General features: G+C 60.3%; 14 protein-coding genes and 1 tRNA gene. 9 read left to right on the forward strand and 6 right to left on the reverse strand.

What is annotated here, in order from left to right; translation table 11 throughout:
• Positions 1-897, reverse strand: a complete 897-nt coding sequence (locus L63ED372_RS06500) for a metal-dependent hydrolase (RefSeq protein WP_062404532.1) — start codon at positions 895-897, stop codon at positions 1-3.
• A gap of 100 nt (positions 898-997) precedes the next feature.
• Here L63ED372_RS06500 and L63ED372_RS06505 point away from each other — a divergent pair, with 100 nt between their 5' ends.
• A complete protein-coding gene (locus L63ED372_RS06505; RefSeq protein WP_231624582.1) occupies positions 998-1,705 on the forward strand; it encodes a TetR/AcrR family transcriptional regulator in 708 nt (235 codons plus the stop codon).
• Here L63ED372_RS06505 and L63ED372_RS06510 read toward each other — a convergent pair.
• On the reverse strand, positions 1,663-2,271 hold the full coding sequence (locus L63ED372_RS06510) for a peroxidase-related enzyme (RefSeq protein ID WP_062404535.1): 609 nt from the start codon (positions 2,269-2,271) through the stop codon (positions 1,663-1,665). The genes L63ED372_RS06505 and L63ED372_RS06510 overlap by 43 nt on opposite strands.
• Before the next feature lie 57 nt (positions 2,272-2,328).
• Between L63ED372_RS06510 and L63ED372_RS06515 the strand changes: the two genes are divergently transcribed.
• Together L63ED372_RS06515 and L63ED372_RS16580 are read left to right on the forward strand one after the other, a co-directional pair.
• Positions 2,329-2,742, forward strand: a complete 414-nt coding sequence (locus L63ED372_RS06515) for a carboxymuconolactone decarboxylase family protein (RefSeq protein WP_062404537.1) — start codon at positions 2,329-2,331, stop codon at positions 2,740-2,742.
• A 159-nt stretch (positions 2,743-2,901) separates the two neighbouring features.
• A complete protein-coding gene (locus tag L63ED372_RS16580) occupies positions 2,902-5,226 on the forward strand; it encodes an acyl-CoA dehydrogenase family protein (RefSeq protein ID WP_082431616.1) in 2,325 nt (774 codons plus the stop codon).
• 76 nt (positions 5,227-5,302) lie between these two features.
• Here the strand turns inward: L63ED372_RS16580 and L63ED372_RS06525 are convergent, their stop codons facing one another.
• A complete protein-coding gene (locus tag L63ED372_RS06525; protein ID WP_062404540.1) occupies positions 5,303-5,869 on the reverse strand; it encodes a PAS and helix-turn-helix domain-containing protein in 567 nt (188 codons plus the stop codon).
• Between the two features lie 111 nt (positions 5,870-5,980).
• On the opposite strand from L63ED372_RS06525, the gene L63ED372_RS06530 reads away from it, so the two are divergent.
• Together L63ED372_RS06530 and L63ED372_RS06535 are read left to right on the forward strand one after the other, a co-directional pair.
• Complete coding sequence (locus L63ED372_RS06530; RefSeq protein ID WP_062404543.1) at positions 5,981-6,688, forward strand: CoA transferase subunit A; 708 nt, start codon at positions 5,981-5,983, stop codon at positions 6,686-6,688.
• 1 nt (position 6,689) lies between these two features.
• Positions 6,690-7,331 carry a 3-oxoacid CoA-transferase subunit B gene (locus L63ED372_RS06535; RefSeq protein ID WP_062404546.1) on the forward strand — a complete coding sequence of 214 codons (642 nt, stop codon included), beginning with the start codon at positions 6,690-6,692 and terminating at the stop codon, positions 7,329-7,331.
• Positions 7,332-7,394: 63 nt separating this feature from the next.
• Here the strand turns inward: L63ED372_RS06535 and L63ED372_RS06540 are convergent.
• Positions 7,395-7,468: transfer RNA gene (locus tag L63ED372_RS06540), tRNA-Gly, on the reverse strand.
• Between the two features lie 73 nt (positions 7,469-7,541).
• Between L63ED372_RS06540 and L63ED372_RS06545 the strand changes: the two genes are divergently transcribed.
• Positions 7,542-8,525 (forward strand): hypothetical protein, encoded by a 984-nt coding sequence (locus L63ED372_RS06545; protein WP_062404549.1) that lies wholly within the window; start codon positions 7,542-7,544, stop codon positions 8,523-8,525.
• A gap of 55 nt (positions 8,526-8,580) precedes the next feature.
• Here the strand turns inward: L63ED372_RS06545 and L63ED372_RS06550 are convergent, their stop codons facing one another.
• Entirely contained in the window at positions 8,581-10,059 is a 1,479-nt protein-coding gene (locus L63ED372_RS06550) for an NAD-dependent succinate-semialdehyde dehydrogenase (protein WP_062404552.1), read from the reverse strand.
• Between the two features lie 145 nt (positions 10,060-10,204).
• Here L63ED372_RS06550 and alaS point away from each other — a divergent pair, with 145 nt between their 5' ends.
• Positions 10,205-12,856 (forward strand): alanine--tRNA ligase, encoded by a 2,652-nt coding sequence (gene alaS, locus L63ED372_RS06555; protein WP_062404555.1) that lies wholly within the window; start codon positions 10,205-10,207, stop codon positions 12,854-12,856.
• A 45-nt stretch (positions 12,857-12,901) separates the two neighbouring features.
• On the opposite strand, the gene L63ED372_RS06560 is transcribed toward alaS, so the two are convergent.
• Positions 12,902-14,101, reverse strand: a complete 1,200-nt coding sequence (locus tag L63ED372_RS06560) for a pyridoxal-phosphate-dependent aminotransferase family protein (protein WP_062404558.1) — start codon at positions 14,099-14,101, stop codon at positions 12,902-12,904.
• Between the two features lie 112 nt (positions 14,102-14,213).
• Between L63ED372_RS06560 and L63ED372_RS06565 the strand changes: the two genes are divergently transcribed.
• Both L63ED372_RS06565 and L63ED372_RS06570 read left to right on the forward strand, forming a co-directional pair.
• Positions 14,214-14,966: a GntR family transcriptional regulator gene (locus tag L63ED372_RS06565; RefSeq protein ID WP_062404561.1), complete on the forward strand. Its 753-nt coding sequence runs from the start codon at positions 14,214-14,216 to the stop codon at positions 14,964-14,966.
• A complete protein-coding gene (locus L63ED372_RS06570) occupies positions 14,963-18,076 on the forward strand; it encodes an FAD-binding and (Fe-S)-binding domain-containing protein (protein ID WP_062404563.1) in 3,114 nt (1,037 codons plus the stop codon). The genes L63ED372_RS06565 and L63ED372_RS06570 overlap by 4 nt, the downstream gene beginning before the upstream one ends.
• Positions 18,077-18,083: the final 7 nt, after the last annotated feature.

Genomic DNA, 18,083 nt, shown 5'->3' on the forward strand with positions numbered 1-18,083 from the left:
TCAGGCCGCGGATTGGGCGGGTGCGCCCACCGCACGCCACTGGTCCGAGTGGCTTTGCAGCCATTCTTTCGACAGCGTTTCACTGCCCACTTGCATGGGGTGAAAGTCTTTGCGGGTGTATTCCCAAACGGGCTTGGCCACGCGCCAGACCATGCCGTGGCGGCCAAACAAGAACTTGCTGGCCGACCACCAGGTGGAGGGCTTGAACAAAGTTTTGTCGTGCCAGAGGTTGTTCACGGTCTGGCGGAACACGTCGGTGCTGAACTGGATGGTGACGTACCAAAACCAGCGCATGCGCCACTGGTGGTTGCCGCCCAAGCGTTGGTACAGGTCAAAGGCCACGCATTTGTGCTCAGATTCTTCGGCCGCGTGCCAACGCCACAGGGTTTTGAGGGGTTCTTCTGCCCCGGCAAACCAGTCGCCCGGCTGGTCCATGCGGTCCAAAGTCAGATCGCCAAAGATCGAGGTGTAGTGCTCAAAAGCGGCGGTGATGGCCAGCTCGTGCAGGTAACCCTTGTCGCTTTTGCTGAAGAATTCCTCGCGTCCTTTTTTCAGGCGCTGCTCGGCGCGAGGACCCCAGTGGTTGACGAAGCCTTGTTTTTCCAGGTGCGCGTTGTACAGCGCATGCAGGTGGCGGTGGGTGGCTTCTTGGCCCACAAAGCCTTTGGCAATTTGTTTGAGTTCGGCGTTTTCGGGGGTGTCGGGCAGGTTTTTGGCGCCATTTTTGACCGCGTCGATGAACGACTGCTCTCCCACCGGAAAGCTCATGGACAAGGCGTTGGCGTAAGCCGTCAAAAACGCATCACCGCCGTTCCAGTGACGCGAAAAACCTTGGCTCAGGTCCACGCTCAAACGGCGCACAGTCAACTCGGTCGGGGCGGCGGGGTGGGTGTTCATGGTGGCTCTTTAGGACAAATCGGTCAGAATGTGAGCATTGTTCATGTTTTGCAAAGACCTTGCAACTCGCGATCTACTCATATTTTTCACAAGGCGTTTCATGCCCGCTGTACAACCCCCTGCCAAGACCAAAGCCCCGTCCAGCCTGCGTCGCCAGCCCTCGCAGGCCCGGGCGCAGAAAACCATGCAAACCTTGTTCAAGGCGGCTGCTCAGATTTTGGACAAGGAAGGTGAGGCCGGTTTGACCACCAACAAGGTGGCCGCTGCCGCCGGTTTTTCGATTGGCACGCTCTACCAATACTTTCCCAGCAAAGAGGTGCTGGTGCAGGCCATGGCGGCCAAAGGGCAGGGCATGGTGTTGCAAGAGTTGGGCCGCTACCTGAGTGAGCTGGAAAACCTGCCCGATGTGCGAGAGCTGGACGGCCGCGAGTTGCTGGGCAAGGCCATTCGCATCTTGGTGCGGGGTTTTGCCACGGGCAAAGGCCTGAGCCAAAGCCTGATTCACCTGTGCTGGACCCTGGAAAAGCCCGAGGAAACGGCCAGCGCCGTGCGTCAGGTGGCCGACCGTCTGGCCGTGTTTTTTGAACGCATAGACCACCCGGCGCTGCAAACGCCCAGCATGGCCCAAATGTTTGTGCTGACCCGCTCGGTGATTGGCACCTTGCGCAGTGCCAGCCTGGAAAAGTCACCCCTATTGGGCAGCCCCGCGTTTGAGCAGGCGCTAACCCAAATGGCTTGGGCTTTGCTGGCCAAGCCTGAGGCCCATCAGGCGGCGGGTTTGGCCTTGGGTGCGCGGCCCATCAAATAGAACTCGGGGTTGGGCATCATGCCGCTGAAGCTGGCCATGCGGTTAGACAGGCCAAAGAAAGCGGTGATGGCCGCGATGTCCCAGATGTCCTCGTCGTTGAAGCCGTGGGCGTGCAGGGCGGCAAAGTCGGCTTCTTCCACTTCATGCGACTGGTTGCAGACCTTGAGGGCAAAGTCGAGCATGGCGCGTTGGCGGGGGCTGATGTCGGCCTTGCGGTGGTTGATGGCGACTTGATCGGCCACCAGCGGTTTCTTTTCGTAAATACGCAAGATCGCGCCGTGCGCCACCACGCAATACAGGCAGTTGTTGGCCGCGCTGGTGGTGGTCACGATCATCTCCCGATCGCCTTTGCTCAGGCCACTTTCGCGCCCCACGGACTCCGGCACCATCAGCGCGTCGTGGTAAGCAAAAAAAGCACGCCATTCGGCCGGGCGTCGGGCAAAGGCCAAGAACACATTGGGCACAAAACCGGCTTTTTCTTGAACTTCGAGGACCTTGGCTTGGATGTCATCAGGTAAGTCCTTGATTTCGGGGGCGGGGTAGCGTGTTGTAGGGGGTGTGCTCATGGTGTCTCCTGGTGGGCAAGGTTTTGATTATGCTCATGGCTCTTAAAGGAAGCTGTCATGTCTCAAACACCGATTGAAAAAGCCCGCGACGCCCACCTCGACGATGCCGCATTTCAGGCTGGCTTGAAAACCCGCACGCAAGTGATGGGCCCGTCCTATGTGGACCGCGCCTTGGGTGCTGCCACCGACTACTCCATGCCCATGCAGGAGTTCATCACCGCCAATGCTTGGGGCAATGTGTGGCAACGCCCCGGGTTGGACTTGAAAACCCGCAGCCTCATCACCGTGGCCATGCTCGCTGCCCAAGGCAAGCAGCAAGAACTCAAAGCCCATGTGCGCGGTGCCATCAACAACGGGGCGACACCCGAAGAGCTGCGCGAAGTGATGCTGCACGCCACGGTGTATTGCGGCTTCCCCACCGCCATCGATGCCTTTCGCAGCGTCACCGAGGTGGTCGAGACTTTGGGCTGATTGCACCAGGTGGTGGTATACGAGCGTGCCCTGGAGCGTTCGATCAACGGGCAGGTCAACATGAAGTTGGCCGTGTTGATGCGTGAACTTGTCTGCTGATTCCCTCATTTTTCCAGCTGCCATCGGGCAACTGAGACCGACCCTTGGAGCGAAGACCCCATGAACTTGAGCAAAGACGAACTGGCTTTTCGTGACGAAGTACGCGCATTTTTGGCGGCCGAGTTGACCGATGAGATCCGCCTGGGCGGGCACCGAACCTCGGGCATTTTTTCGGACTACGAGGTCGGTATCCCTTGGCAGCGGGTCTTGGCCAAGCGCGGCTGGGCTGCGCCGCACTGGCCGGTCGAGTGGGGTGGTTGCGGCTGGACGCCGAGACAGCACGACATTTTTGCCAGCGAGATGGCGGCGGCCGATGCCCCCAAGGTCTCGCCGCTGGGCTTGGTGATGGCCGCCCCCGTGCTGGTGGCGTTTGGTACACAGGCCCAAAAAGAGCGTTGGCTCCCCGACATCCGCAACGGTGTGAGTTATTGGTGCCAGGGCTACAGCGAGCCGGGGTCGGGTTCCGACCTGGCATCGCTGCAATGCCGCGCCCGCCGCGAGGGCAACGAGTGGGTGATCAACGGCTCCAAAATCTGGACCACCCACGCCCACAATGCCACCCACATGTTTTGCCTGGTGCGCACCGACAGCAGCGGCAAGCCCCAGCAAGGCATCAGCTTTTTGATGTTCGAGTTGAACAAGCCAGGCATCCAGATCCGGCCGATCATCAGCATCTCGGGCGACCACGAATTCAACCAGGTCTTTTTTGACGAGGCCCGCGTGCCCGCTGACGCGCTGATCGGCGAAGAAAACCAAGGCTGGACCATTGCCAAATTTTTGCTGGAGCACGAACGGGGCGGCTCGTCTGCGCCGTTCTTGCGGGGCCGTTTGGCCCGCTTGCACGAGTCCTTGCAAGAGGCCTTTGCGCAAGGTGCGCCGGGCACCGAGCACGAAGACATCGCCCTGAGCTTGGCCAACGCGCAGTGCCGGATCGACGCCTTGCACGCGTGGGAACAAGAGGTGCTGACCGCCCGCATCGGTGGCGGCACGCAGCCTGCCTGGATGCCCGCTGCGCCGTCCATGGGCAAGGTGCTGGCCACCGAGCTCAAGCAGCACTTGACTGAGTTGGGCTTGGACATTGCAGGCGTCTACGGTGCCACCAGCTTGACCATCGAGGAGGCTGCTGCCCACGCCTTGCCTGTGCCCGAGGAGTCTGTGTTCGCAACCCGGGCTTATTTGAACGACCGCGCTGCGTCGATTTATGGCGGCACCAACGAAGTCCAGCGCAACCTGATTGCCCGCCACGTTCTGGGCGCGGAGGTTGTGGAACCTGTGTTGCCACTGGACGAGACACAGGCCATGCTGGTGGCCAGTCTGCAAGGCTGGCTGCAAGACAAGTTGCCGTTTGACAAGCGGGTGCCCATGATCGCCACGCCAGAGGCGATTGCGCCGCTGTGGCAGGGCTTGGCGCACGAGCTGGGCCTGTTGGGCGCTGCGCTGCCGGAACACTTGGGCGGCATGGGCGGTGGTTTGCCCGAGCAAATGCTGATCTGCCAGGCCCTGGGTGCGGCTTTGGTGGGCGAGCCTTACAGCAGCTCGGCCGTGCTGGGTGCCAACTTGTTGCAGGCGCTGGGCGACCCGGCAGCTGATGTTTTGCTGCAAGCCATGGCCGATGGCCAAGTGCGTTTGGCTGTGGCGGCCTTGGAGCCTGCAGGGCGCACGGATTTGAGCCGGTTGCAGACCCGCTTGTTCAACTCGCAGGGCCAGATGCACATCAGCGGGCGCAAAGCCTTGGTGCGTTGCGCAACCGGTGCCACACACTGGCTGGTGAGCGCACGAGATGACGCGGGGCATCTGCGTATCTGCCTGCTCGACCCCGCAGCCAGCGGTGTGCAACGGCGTGATGTGCGGCTGATCGACGGCGTCTGGGCGGCTGAGCTGGCGTTTGACCAAACGCCCGTGCAGGCCCTCATCGGCCAAGGTGATGCAGTGGCCGCGCTCTCGCAAGCTTGGGACACCGCCACGCTGGCCGCAGGCGCCGAGGCCGTGGGGGTGATGCAGGCCTTGATGCGTGACACGCTGAACTACACCAGCCAGCGCAAACAGTTCGGCCAGCCCTTGGCGGCCTTTCAGGCTTTGCAACACCGTATGGCCGACATGTACATGGCCTTGGTGCAAGCTGCGGCGGCGGTGGGCGCATGTGCCGATGTGCTGGGCGACAGCCCCGAGCGCCGCGCTGAGCGGGTGTCCTCGGCCCATGTGACGGTGCTGCGTGCGGCACGGTTGGTGGGGCAGGGCGCGGTGCAGTTGCACGGCGGCATGGGCATGACCGACGAGCTGGCCGTGGGCCATGGCTTCAAGCGGCTGACGGTGATCGAGCAGCAGTTTGGCGGGGTGGCGCAGCATTTGAGGCGGGTGGCAGCTGGGCGTTCAGGTTTGGGGTGACCGTCATCTGTTTTCGACAGTCACCGTGTCGGGGCTGAAGCCACCGACCTACAACACGACCTGTTGACCCAGTGCCTCACCCTCGCATCAGCTTCTGAATCAAATCCGCCGCCCCAGAGGCCTGGTATTTGCGCATGAGTTTCACACGGTAGATCTCTACGGTGCGGTGACTGATACCCAAGGCGCGACCAATCTCTTTGCTGGTTTGGCCGTCCATCAGGTGGGCGGCGACCTCGCGTTCACGCGCAGTGAGTTCGGCTTTGACGGGTTTGCGGGCCGACAGGTCTTCAAAGGTCCAGATGCCCGCTTCGTGCGGGGCGTCGCGGTTCAAGGCCCGTCCTGTCACGTGGCACCAAAAAGTCTCGCCTTTGAAGCGGCCGTCCACGCGCTTCATCACGCGGTCGTCGGCGTACACGCCCTTGGCGTTCAGGATGGGGGTGATGCGCTGACCGGTGCGCTCGTACTCGTCGGCGCTGGGGTAGAGCAGTTGGAAGGTTTGGCCGATCAGTTGTTCGCGGGGCACGCCAAACATCTCGCACACGCGCTGGTTGCAGTCGACCATGGTGCGGTTACGCGAGAGCACCATGCCAATGGGGGCCAAGTCAAAAGCGAGGCGGTAATCTATTTTGGGGCCTGAGCTCATGCGCAATCCTGTGACAATGACAGGGAGTCTGCCTAAGGACTCACCATTACGAAAAACTACGTATTCGAATACGTAGTATCGTAGCGTTTTCATCCTTTCCTGGAGACCGGTGTGAACAAGATTTTTTCCTCCGCAGCCGAGGCCCTCAAGGGCATCGTGGCTGACGGGCAACTCATTGGCGTGGGCGGTTTTGGCCTGTGCGGCATTCCTGAAGCCTTGATTGCCGCGCTGCGTGACAGCGGCGTGCAGAACCTGACCGCGATTTCCAACAACGCGGGTGTGGATGATTTTGGTCTGGGATTGCTGCTGCAAACCCGCCAGATCAAGAAGATGATTTCCTCGTATGTGGGTGAGAACAAAGAGTTTGAGCGCCAGTACCTTGCGGGTGAGCTGGCTTTGGAGTTCACACCCCAAGGCACGCTGGCCGAGAAGCTGCGTGCGGGCGGTGCAGGCATCCCGGCTTTCTTCACCAAGACCGGTGTGGGCACCTTGGTGGCCGAAGGCAAAGAGCTGCGCGAGTTCGATGGCGAGACCTATGTGATGGAGCGCTCGCTGGTGCCCGATGTGTCCTTGGTCAAAGCGCACCGCGCCGACAAGTCCGGCAACCTGCAGTTCCGTTACACCTCGCGCAACTTCAACCCCGCCGTGGCGATGGCAGGCAAGATGTGTGTGGTCGAGGTCGAAGAGATCGTCGAGACGGGCGAGATGCACCCCGACAGCGTGCACCTGCCCGGCATTTATGTGCACCGCATCGTGCTGAACAAGCACCCTGAAAAGCGCATCGAGAAACGCACGATCACCGAGAAAGCAGGAGTCTGATATGAGCTGGAGTCAAGACCAAATGGCCGCCCGTGCGGCCCACGAACTGGAAGACGGTTTCTATGTGAACTTGGGCATCGGCATCCCCACGCTGGTGGCCAACTTTGTGCCCGCCGACAAGGAAGTCTGGCTGCAAAGCGAAAACGGCATGCTGGGCATTGGCCCCTTCCCGACCGAAGACGAGGTCGATGCCGACCTGATCAACGCAGGCAAGCAGACCGTCACGACCATCAAGGGCTCGTCGATCTTTGGCAGCGAGCAGTCCTTTGCCATGATCCGTGGCGGCAAGATCAACCTGTCGATCCTGGGCGCCATGCAGGTGACCGACAAGGGCGATCTGGCCAACTGGATGATCCCTGGCAAGATGGTCAAGGGCATGGGCGGCGCGATGGACCTGGTGGCGGGCGTCAAGCGTGTGATCATCTTGATGGAACACGTGGCCAAGAAAAAAGACGGCACCGAAGACATGAAGATCCTGCCTGAGTGCACCTTGCCGCTCACTGGCAAGGGCGTGGTTGACCGCATCATCACCGACCTGGCCGTGATGGACGTGACCGACGCGGGCTTAAAAGTGGTGGAGCTGGCACCCGGCGTGACCCCTGAGTTCTTGCAAAGCAAGACGGGTGTTCCATTGGTCTTTTAATGGGTTGGATCTTCTGCGAGAAACAAAAAAGGCCCCGAGAGGGGCCTTTTTTTTGGGGATGCCTGGAGCGGGTGATGGGAATCGAACCCACGTTATTTGCTTGGGAAGCAAGAGTCCTACCATTGAACGACACCCGCATGCTCAAATTCTAATCGCTTTAGACCCCTTGACTTTTGTCAGGTAAAAACCAGGCAAAGATAAAATAGGGCTATGCAATGGCCGATTTTTAAAAGCAAAGCCCTCAATGTTCAGCCTTGGTTTTTGATTTTGCTGGCCTGTTATGCGATTTTGGAGTTGTCCTTCAACCACCGTTTGCTGGAGTTGGCCGGTGATTTGCAAATGAAGGCCACCCCCACGCAATTGCATGACATCGAAATTTGGGGACGTATTGTTTCTGGTTTGGGATTGGCCTTGTTGTTGATGCGATGGCTTGACAGTTTTGTGAAGTCCCGGCTCACGCTGTTGGTGCTCAGTTGCACCTTGGGCTTGTTCAGCATGTGGCATCTTCAAAAAATCTTGGTGGACACCATTGTGTCCGGTGCCGATCAACAAGACCTGATGATGAGTTGGCGGTCACAGCTGAGCACGCTGGAGGCTCTCAATGGCCGCATTCTCCTGCGTGGGGAAACCCTTTTGAACGGCCCTGCACCCGATGACATTCGTCCGGTGATGAGCGCATTGTGGGCTTCTTCCTTGGCGGGTTTGTTACCCGACGATTTGGATTCGAGTTCTGGCGCGGCGCAGCTGATCCATGGCTTTTTTTCACCTCAATTCACTTCAGAGCAATTGACAGCGGCTTACCGCAAAACGGTCATGACCCCCGTGGTATTGGGCGCTTCGCTGTTGTTTGGTTTGCTCAATCTGTGTCAATTTTTTGCGGGTTTGGTCGCCTTGATGCTGACCTTTGCCCGGCAAGAATCAATGCTGGAGCGGTGCAAATTCTGGTTGCTTCCCTCATTGACCGTGTTGTGTTTGGCCTTGAGTTGGTGGCCTGGCAACGTCTGGACAACTTCCCCCGCTTATCAGCGGGTGGCTAGCCCAGCGCTGTGGGCTGATAAACCGTATTTGGCGCCTTTTGTCGAGTGGAGTGTCAGGGCCGAACCGGCTTGGGCCGATTCGGTGGCATGGGTCCACAGCGTGTTGTTGCAAGACTTTGAATTCAAGTCACCGATTGGTTTTTTCAAAGATCAATGACCTGAACTCAAGCTCGCCATCCGCGATGCACTGGCGTTGACCTTGGGTCTGTAAATCACTTCAGGATATCGCCCACGCAGAGGTATTTGATCTCCACATAGTCGTCCATGCCGTGGTGCGAGCCTTCTCGGCCCAGGCCCGACTGCTTGACGCCGCCAAAAGGCACGTGCTCGGTGGCCAAGATGCCGACGTTGATGCCGACCATGCCGTATTCCAGTGCTTCGCTCACACGGAAGATGCGGCCCACATCGCGGCTGTAAAAGTAGCTGGCCAGACCAAACTCGGTGTTGTTGGCCGCATCAATCGCTTCCTGCTCGGTCTTGAACTTGAAGATGGGGGCAAAAGGACCAAAGGTTTCTTCTTTGGCGCAGACCATGTCGGCGCGGGCATCGGCAATCACGGTGGGTTCAAAGAATTGGCCGTCCAGACGATTGCCGCCTGTGAGCACGCGTCCGCCTTTGGCGATGGCATCTTTGACGTGACGCTCAACCTTGTCGAGGGCCGAGGGTTCGATCAGCGGGCCTTGGTTCACGCCGTCGGCAAAACCATTACCGACCTTGGCGGTTTTGACCTTGGCCGCGAACTTGGTGGCGAACTCTTCGTACACCGATTCCTGCACATAAAAGCGGTTGGAGCACACGCAGGTCTGGCCCGCATTGCGGTATTTACTGGCGAATGCGCCTTCGACAGCACTGTCGATGTCGGCGTCTTCAAACACGATGAAGGGCGCGTTGCCGCCCAACTCGAGCGACATTTTTTTCACGGTGGGGGCCGACTGCGCCATCAGGATGCGGCCCACTTCGGTGGAGCCAGTGAAGCTGATGTGGCGCACCACATCGCTGGCGCACAGCACCTTGCCGATGGCAATGCTTTGTGGACCGTCGGCGGTGATGATGTTGAGCACCCCGGCTGGGATACCGGCGCGGATCGCCAGCTCGGCTGCGGCCAAGGCGGTGAGTGGGGTTTGCTCAGCAGGTTTGATGACCACGGGGCAGCCTGCTGCCAGCGCCGGGGCCACTTTGCGGGTGATCATGGCCAGCGGGAAGTTCCAGGGCGTGATGGCCGCGCACACGCCAATGGACTGCTTGAGCACCAACAGGCGGCGGTTGTTGTCGAACTGGGGCAGGGTCTCGCCGTTCACGCGCTTGGCTTCTTCGGCAAACCACTCCACAAAACTCGCGCCATAGGCCACTTCGCCACGCGACTCGGCAATGGGCTTGCCGTTTTCTGCAGTCATCAGGCGGGCCAGGTCTTCGGTGTTGGCTACAAGTAAGTCAAACCACTTGCGCAAGATGATGCTGCGCTCTTTGGCGGTCTTGGTTTTCCAGGGGCCCCAGGCGGCGTTGGCAGCGGCAATGGCGGCCTCTGCCTCGGCGGCGCCCAGGTTGGCCACGTTCGCCAAGTGCTGGCCAGTGGCCGGGTCGGTCACTTCAAAACGCTGATTACTCGCTACCCATTGGCCGTTGATCAGGGCGTCGGTCTTGAGCAAAGTCGGGTCGTTCAGCAGGGCGAGGGGGGATGTTTTCATGTCCATAAGGTCTCCGGATATTATTTAACCTATTAAATATATTGTGCCATGGTTTGCACGATATCGCAGTTGCCTGGGGTTGCCTGTCACGCAAACAACTGAGGGTGGGGCAAACTTATAATGTTCAGTTGCATCTAAAGCAAAGAACACCATGAGCCAACCCGTTATTTCCGTCGCCGACATCCGCAAGACTTTCCTGGACTTTTTCGAGTCCAAGGGCCACACCGTGGTGGCCTCCAGCCCCTTGGTACCGGGCAATGACCCGACCCTGATGTTCACCAACTCGGGCATGGTCCAGTTCAAGGACGTGTTTTTGGGTTCGGACAAGCGCTCGTATGTCCGTGCCGCCTCTGTGCAAGCCTGCCTGCGGGCCGGCGGCAAGCACAACGACCTGGAAAACGTGGGCTATACCGCGCGCCACCACACCTTCTTTGAGATGCTGGGCAACTGGTCGTTTGGCGACTATTTCAAGCGTGAGTCGCTGGAGTGGGCTTGGGAGCTGTTGACCCAGGTTTACAAGCTGCCTGCCGACAAGCTCTACGCCACGGTGTACATGGAAGACGACGAGGCCCATGGCATTTGGGAAGGCATCTTTGTCAAAGCCGGTTGGACGCCTGAGCGCATCAAGTCAGAGAACCGCATCATCCGCATCGGCGACAACAAAGGTGGCCGCTACAAATCCGACAACTTCTGGATGATGGCCGACACCGGCCCTTGCGGTCCTTGCTCCGAGATTTTTTACGACCACGGCGCACACATTCCCGGCGGCCCACCCGGCAGCCCCGATGAAGACGGCGACCGTTTCATCGAGATCTGGAACAACGTGTTCATGCAGTTCAACATGGACGAAACCGGTGCCGTCACGCCGCTGCCTGCACCCTGCGTGGACACCGGCATGGGCCTGGAGCGTTTGGCGGCCATCTTGCAGCACGTTCACAGCAACTACGAAATCGACATTTTTGATGCCTTGATCAAGGCCGCTGCCCGTGAAACTGGCTGCACCGACCTGAACAACAAGTCGCTGCGCGTGATCGCCGACCACATCCGTGCCACCGCATTCTTGGTGAGCGACGGCGTGGTGCCGAGCAACGAAGGCCGGGGCTATGTGCAGCGCCGCATCGTGCGCCGTGCGATTCGCCACGGGTATTTGTTGGGCCAAAAGACACCGTTTTTCCACAAACTGGTGCCCGACTTGGTCAAGCTCATGGGCGCGGCTTACCCCAACATGGCCGATCAGGCCGATCGCATTGCCGACGTTTTGCGTGTGGAAGAAGAGCGCTTCTTTGAAACGCTGCAAAGCGGCATGCAGATCCTGGACGCGGCCCTCGAAGGTGGCGTGAAAGTTTTGCCCGGTGAGGTGGCCTTCAAGCTGCATGACACCTATGGCTTCCCGCTCGACCTGTCGGCCGATGTGTGTCGCGAGCGCGGCCTGAGCGTGGACGAAGCCGGTTTTGCCAACGCCATGGAAAAGCAAAAAGCCCAGGCCCGTGCGGCGGGCAAGTTCAAGATGGACAAGGCGCTCGACTATTCGGGTGAGGGCAACGACTTTGTTGGCTACGACGACCTGACGGCCAACGCCAAAGTGTTGGCCTTGTACGCCGACGGCAATGCCGTGACCGAGCTGAAAGCTGGCCAATCAGGCGTGGTGGTGTTGGACACGACCCCGTTCTACGCCGAGTCCGGCGGTCAGGTGGGTGACCAGGGCATGATCCACAACGCGGGTGGCCAGTTCAACGTGTTGGATACGCTCAAGATCAAGGCCGATGTGTTTGGTCACCATGGCGAAATCAAATCCGGCAGCCTGAAGGTGGGCGATGTGGTGCAGGCCCATGTGGACATGGCGGTGCGAGCTGCCACCGTGCGCAACCACTCTGCTACTCACCTGATGCACAAAGCCCTGCGCGAAGTGCTGGGCAGCCATGTGCAGCAAAAGGGCAGCTTGGTCAATGCCGAGCGCACCCGCTTTGACTTTGCGCACAACGCACCCGTGACCGATGCCGAGATCCGCCAGATCGAAGCCCAAGTGAACGCTGAAATTTTGGCCAACGCCGCTGCACAAGCGCGTGTGATGGACATCGAGAGCGCCCAGAAGACTGGCGCCATGATGCTCTTTGGCGAGAAGTACGGCGAGACCGTGCGCGTGCTCGACATTGGCTCCAGCCGCGAGTTGTGCGGGGGCACCCACGTCAAGGCGACGGGTGACATTGGTTTGTTCAAGATCGTGGGCGAGGGCGGCGTGGCCGCTGGCGTGCGCCGCATCGAAGCCGTGACTGGTGAAAACGCTTTGGCTTATCTGCAATCGCTCGAAGACACGGTGACGCAAGCCGCAGGCTCGCTCAAGGCCCAGCCTGCCGAGCTGAACAACCGCATTGCGCAGGTGCTCGACCAGGTTAAGGCGCTCGAAAAAGAACTGGCTGCCGCCAAAGGCAAGCTGGCTTCGGCCCAGGGCGACGAGCTGATGAAGCAAGCGGTGGATGTCAAAGGCGTGAAGCTTTTGGTGGCTCAGCTGGAAGGCGCTGACGCCAAGACGCTGCGTGACACGGTGGACAAGCTCAAGGACAAACTGAAAACCGCCGTGGTCTTGCTCACCGCCGTGGACGGCGACAAGGTGCAGATTGCTGCGGGCGTGACCGCCGACACCACTGGCAAAGTTAAGGCGGGCGAGTTGGCCAGCTTTGTAGCGGGCCAAGTGGGCGGCAAAGGCGGCGGCAAGCCCGACATGGCCATGGCCGGTGGCTCCACCCCTGCAGCCTTGCCTGCAGCCTTGGCCAGCGTGCAGGCTTGGGTGAGCGAGCGGGTTTGAAGCTGGCTTTTTAAGCTAGTGCTTTCCGTTCGGAAGGCGTTCTTTTCAAGCCGCTGGATGGACCGAAAAATGGTCCATGATGGCCTGCACACCGCTGCCTTGCAGCGCCACGCCCGAGAGCTTCAGGCCCATTTCACAGCCCGCCACGGTGGCGATCAAGGTCAGGTCGTTGCTGTCGCCCAGGTGGCCAATGCGGAACATGCGGCCTTTGACTTTGCCCAAGCCCGTGCCCAGTGAGCAATCAAAGCGCTCGTGAATGACTTTGCGCACCGCGTCGGCGTCAACGCCCGCGGGGGTCATGACACCGGTCAGGATGGGGGAGTAAACGGCCGGGTCGGCGCATTGGATGGGCATACCCCAAGCGTTCACGGCCGCCCGCACGCCAGCGGCCCATCGCTGATGCCGCGCATAAACCTTATCGAGGCCTTCGGCCAGCAGCATGTCGCAGGCCTCGCTCAGGCCATAGAGCAAATTGGTGTTGGGTGTGGAGGGCCAGTAGCCGTTTTTGTTCATCTCGATCATCTCGCCCCAAGCCCAATAGCTGCGGGCCATGCCCCCTTTTTGGCTGGCTTCGATGGCGCGGGGTGACAAGGCGTTGAAGCTGATGCCGGGCGGCAGCATCAGGCCCTTTTGTGAGCCGCTGATGGTCACGTCAACACCCCATTCGTCGTGCCGATAGTCTGCAGCGGCCAAACCCGAGATGGAATCAACCAAGAGCAAAGCGGGGTGTTTGGCGGCATCGATCGCGTGGCGTACCGCAGCGATGTCGCTGGTCACGCCGGTCGAGGTTTCGTTGTGCACCACACACACCGCTTTGATGCTGTGGCCCGTGTCGGCCTTCAGGCGCTGCTCGATCAGGTCGGTTTGCACGCCGTGGCGCCAGCCTTCCAAGCCGGGCAGGCTGATGACCTCAGATTTCAGACCCAGCTGGTTGGCCAGCTTGTTCCACAAAAACGCAAAGTGACCGGTTTCGTACATCAGCACATGGTCACCCGCTTGGAGCACATTGCTCAGCGCCGCTTCCCATGCCCCCGTGCCGGAAGCGGGGTAGATCATGACCGGGTGGCGGGTTTTGAAAATCTTTTGCACATCGGCCAGGACTTTCAGACCGAGGGCGCCGAACTCGGGGCCACGGTGGTCGATGGTGGCCGAGCTGATGGCCCGCAAGATGCGGTCGGGTACAGGTGAGGGGCCTGGGATTTGCAGGAAGTGTCGGCCGGTGGGGTGAAAGTTGGTGGTGAGCATGGATTGAACAGGGCTTTGGAATGACTGTATTTTTGTATACAAAATACATTTGTCAAGGGTGTATGTTTTAGAATATCCGCAGATCTTCAGATTATTTGTATTCAAAAAGACCATGGTCACTGACACCTTGTCCCCTCCACTGTCCATTACCCGCCCTGTGTTGCACGAGCAAGTGGCCCAGCGCCTGCGCCAGATGTTGGTCGAAGGCTTGATCCCGCCAGGCGGCAAGCTCAATGAGCGCGCCTTGTGTGAAGCACTGAACATTTCGCGCACCCCACTGCGCGAAGCCATCAAGATGTTGGCGGCTGAGGGTTTGGTGGAGCTTTTGCCGAACCGGGGTTCGGTAGCGGTGCAACTGAGCGCGGCCGATGTGGGCCATACCTTTGAGGTGATGGCCGGGCTGGAGGGTTTGTCGGGTGAGTTGGCTGCCCAGCGCGTGACCGAGGCCGAACTCAATGAAATCAAAGCCTTGCATTACGAGATGTTGGCGGCCTTCACCCGACGGGACCTGTCTGCCTATTACCAGGTCAACGCGGCGATCCACCGCAGCATCAATGCGGCGGCCAAGAACCCGGTGCTGACGGCCACCTACAACCAAGTCAACGCCCGTTTACAAGCGCTGCGTTTTCGCTCCAACCAAGACGGTGACAAATGGCAACGCGCGGTGGACGAACACATCGCCATGGTGCAGGCGCTGGAGGCCCGCGACCCTGCAGCCTTGCGTCAGGTGCTGATGCAGCACCTGGACAACAAGCGCAACGTGGTGATTGAGCAATTGCGCACTTCACGCCAGACCATTGCTTCTTTGCCAGAGGGCAGCAGCCTCAGCGATGCCCCATTACAGACAGAAGGACACGCGCCATGAACGCCCCTTTGCCGATCGATGTGTCCCAATCTTTGCCCGAGCACGCCTACAACAAAGTTGCGCACACCAGCAACGAGGTGGCCGGTTTGCTTGCCAAGCGACTGCGTTCCGACACCCGGGGTGAGGTCTTGTTTTCTGCGGCCGACCGTGGCCGCTACGCCACCGATGCGTCGATTTATCAGCAAATGCCTGTGGGCGTTTTTGTGCCGCGTGACGCGTCCGATGTGCGCGTGGCTTTGGACATTTGTCGCGACCTGGGCGTGCCCATCGTGCCGCGCGGCGGCGGCACCAGCCAGTGTGGCCAGACTGTGGGGGCGGGCTTGGTCATTGACCATTCCAAGCACATGCGCAAGATCACGGCTGTGGACGCTGAGCAGCGCACCGCCACGGTGGAGCCAGGCTTGGTGCTGGACCACCTGAACGCGGCCCTTAAACAGCATGGCCTGTGGTACCCGGTGGATGTGTCCACCAGCGCCCAAGCCACCTTGGGCGGCATGGCGGGCAACAACTCGTGCGGCAGCCGCTCGATTGCCTACGGCAACATGGTGCACAACGTGCTGGGGGCTGAGGCTTGGTTGGCCGATGGCAGTTTGCTGGAATTTGGCGCCTATGAACAAGCCCGAGGCCGTGTGCGCCAAATTGGCGACTTTGTGCGCGACTTGGCGCAGCAGCACGCCAGCGAGATGGACGCCCATTGGCCCAAAGTCTTGCGACGTGTGGCAGGTTACAACCTGGACATCTTCCGCAACCAAAACGAGCGGCCTTACACCGCCGACGGCTCGGTCAACCTGGCGCATTTGCTCATTGGCAGCGAGGGCACACTGGCCCTCACGCGTTCGCTGACTTTGCGCCTGGCCGAGTTGCCACGCGTCAAGGTGCTGGGTGTGGTGAACTTTCCCAGCTTTTACCAAGCCATGGATGCGGCCCAGCACATCGTCAAGCTGGGGCAGGGCATGCCGGTGGGGCACTTGTCGGCGGTCGAACTGGTGGACCGCACCATGATCGAGCTGTCTTTGCAAAACCCGGCTTTTGCACCCACCATCCGCACGGCCTTGTCGCCGCACATCAACGGCGGCATGCCCGAGGCGGTTTTGTTGGTGGAGTTTTCCGGACCAAGCAAGGCCGACATTGCGCACAAGATCAAAGAGTTGGTGGAGCTGATGGGCGACTTGGGCCTGCCCGGCAGCGTGGTCGAGATGGTGGAGGATGCGCCGCAAAAAAACCTGTGGGAAGTGCGCAAAGCGGGCCTGAACATCATGATGAGCCTGCGCGGTGACGGCAAACCGGTGAGCTTCATTGAAGACTGCGCCGTGCCGCTGGAGAGCCTGGCCGAGTACACCGATGCGCTGACCGGGGTGTTTCGCAAATACGGCAGCCGGGGCACTTGGTATGCCCACGCCTCTGTGGGCACCTTGCATGTGCGGCCGATTTTGGACATGCGCCGCGATGGCGCTGCCAAGATGCGCGCCATTGCCGAAGAGGCGAGTGAATTGGTGCGCCGTTACAAAGGCGCTTTCAGCGGCGAGCATGGCGACGGTCTGTGCCGTGGCGAGTGGATCGGTTGGCAGTTTGGCCCGCGCATCAGCGAGGCCTTTGCGAAGATCAAGCAGGAGATGGACCCCGGGCAGATGCTGTGCCCGCAGCGCATCGTCAACCCGCCCAAAATGGACGACACCACACTGATGCGTTTTCCGCCCAGCTACAAGGTGGTGCCGATCCGCACCGCGCTGGACTGGAGCGCCTGGAACGTGCAAAACGACCCGGTCACGGAGCAAACCAGCGCCCCAGGCACTGGCGGCGACCCGGCCCAAGGCCTGGCCAAAGCGGTGGAGATGTGCAACAACAACGGCCACTGCCGCAAGTTCGATGCGGGCACCATGTGCCCCAGCTACCGCGTGACCCGCGACGAGAAACACCTGACGCGTGGCCGCGCCAACACCTTGCGCTTGGCGCTGAGCGGCCAGCTCGAAGGCCTGGCAGGCGAAGACGCTTTGAGCAGCGAAGCGGTGCGCGAGGCCATGGACCTGTGCGTGAGCTGCAAAGGCTGCAAGCGCGATTGCCCCACCGGGGTGGACATGGCCAAAATGAAAGTCGAATTTTTGCAGCACTACAAGGCCAAGCATGGCCATACGCTGCTAGACAAATTGGTGGCCCATTTGCCCGACTACGCCCGCTGGGCTGCGCGCTTGGCCCCGGTTTTGAACCTTCGCAACCGCATGCCTCTGTTGGCCGCTTTGACTGAAAAGCTCTTGGGCCTGTCGGCTAAACGCAGCTTGCCCGAATGGCAGAGACGTCACTTTTTCAACACCCCGCCAAGCGCTGCACAAGCGACCGCCAGCCGCGAAGAGGTGTTGGCCGCCGCGCGCGGTGTGGTCTTGTTTGTGGACACCTTCAACGGCTATTTGGAGTCGGCCAACGCCCATGCGGCTGTCAAGGTGCTGCAGGCGGCCGGTTACACCGTGCATGTGGCCACCAAGCTGCAAGACGACGGCCAGCACCTGTGCTGTGGCCGCACTTACCTGGCCACGGGCATGGTGGACCGCGCCCGCGAAAAAGCCAGCGAAGTGGTGCAAAGCCTGCTGCCTTTTGCCGAAAAAGGCCTGTCTATCGTGGGCTTGGAGCCCTCATGCCTGCTCACGCTGCGCGACGAAATGCTGGTCATGGGCTTGGGCGAGGGCGCGCAACGTATCGCCGGGCAAGCCTTGTTGTTCGAAGAGTTCCTGGCCCGCGAAGGCCAATCGGGGCAGCTGGACGGTCTGAAGGCGCAAATCGCCCCGGTGGACCGCCCGGTCTTGCTGCATGGGCATTGCCACCAAAAAGCCTTTGACGCGGTCTCACCCGTGATGGAAGTCTTGCGTTGGATTCCGGGGGCCAAGCCGCAGCTGATTGAGAGCAGTTGTTGCGGCATTGCGGGTAGTTTTGGCTACGAGGCCAGCCACTACGAGGTGTCCATGCAAATGGCCGAGCTGAGTTTGCTGCCAGCGGTGCGTGCCCAAGCCGATGCGATCGTGGTGGCCGACGGCACCAGTTGCCGCCACCAAATCCACGACGGCGCTCAGCGCGAGGCTGTGCACCTGAGCCAGTTGCTGTCGGGTTTGTTGCCAGGCTGAGTCAAGC

Source organism: Limnohabitans sp. 63ED37-2, assembly GCF_001412535.1.
Lineage (GTDB): Bacteria > Pseudomonadota > Gammaproteobacteria > Burkholderiales > Burkholderiaceae_C > Limnohabitans_A.

Bases quoted from the DNA above. Each gene is read 5' to 3' on its own strand.
- L63ED372_RS06545 (WP_062404549.1), top strand. From the start codon at position 7,542: ATGCAATGGCCGATTTTTAAAAGCAAAGCCCTCAATGTTCAGCCTTGG.
- L63ED372_RS06550 (WP_062404552.1), bottom strand. From the start codon at position 10,059: ATGGACATGAAAACATCCCCCCTCGCCCTGCTGAACGACCCGACTTTG.
- L63ED372_RS06505 (WP_231624582.1), top strand. From the start codon at position 998: ATGCCCGCTGTACAACCCCCTGCCAAGACCAAAGCCCCGTCCAGCCTG.
- L63ED372_RS06535 (WP_062404546.1), top strand. From the start codon at position 6,690: ATGAGCTGGAGTCAAGACCAAATGGCCGCCCGTGCGGCCCACGAACTG.
- L63ED372_RS06525 (WP_062404540.1), bottom strand. From the start codon at position 5,869: ATGAGCTCAGGCCCCAAAATAGATTACCGCCTCGCTTTTGACTTGGCC.
- L63ED372_RS06565 (WP_062404561.1), top strand. From the start codon at position 14,214: ATGGTCACTGACACCTTGTCCCCTCCACTGTCCATTACCCGCCCTGTG.
- L63ED372_RS06510 (WP_062404535.1), bottom strand. From the start codon at position 2,271: ATGAGCACACCCCCTACAACACGCTACCCCGCCCCCGAAATCAAGGAC.
- L63ED372_RS06500 (WP_062404532.1), bottom strand. From the start codon at position 897: ATGAACACCCACCCCGCCGCCCCGACCGAGTTGACTGTGCGCCGTTTG.
- L63ED372_RS06560 (WP_062404558.1), bottom strand. From the start codon at position 14,101: ATGCTCACCACCAACTTTCACCCCACCGGCCGACACTTCCTGCAAATC.
- L63ED372_RS16580 (WP_082431616.1), top strand. From the start codon at position 2,902: ATGAACTTGAGCAAAGACGAACTGGCTTTTCGTGACGAAGTACGCGCA.
- L63ED372_RS06515 (WP_062404537.1), top strand. From the start codon at position 2,329: ATGTCTCAAACACCGATTGAAAAAGCCCGCGACGCCCACCTCGACGAT.
- alaS (WP_062404555.1), top strand. From the start codon at position 10,205: ATGAGCCAACCCGTTATTTCCGTCGCCGACATCCGCAAGACTTTCCTG.
- L63ED372_RS06570 (WP_062404563.1), top strand. From the start codon at position 14,963: ATGAACGCCCCTTTGCCGATCGATGTGTCCCAATCTTTGCCCGAGCAC.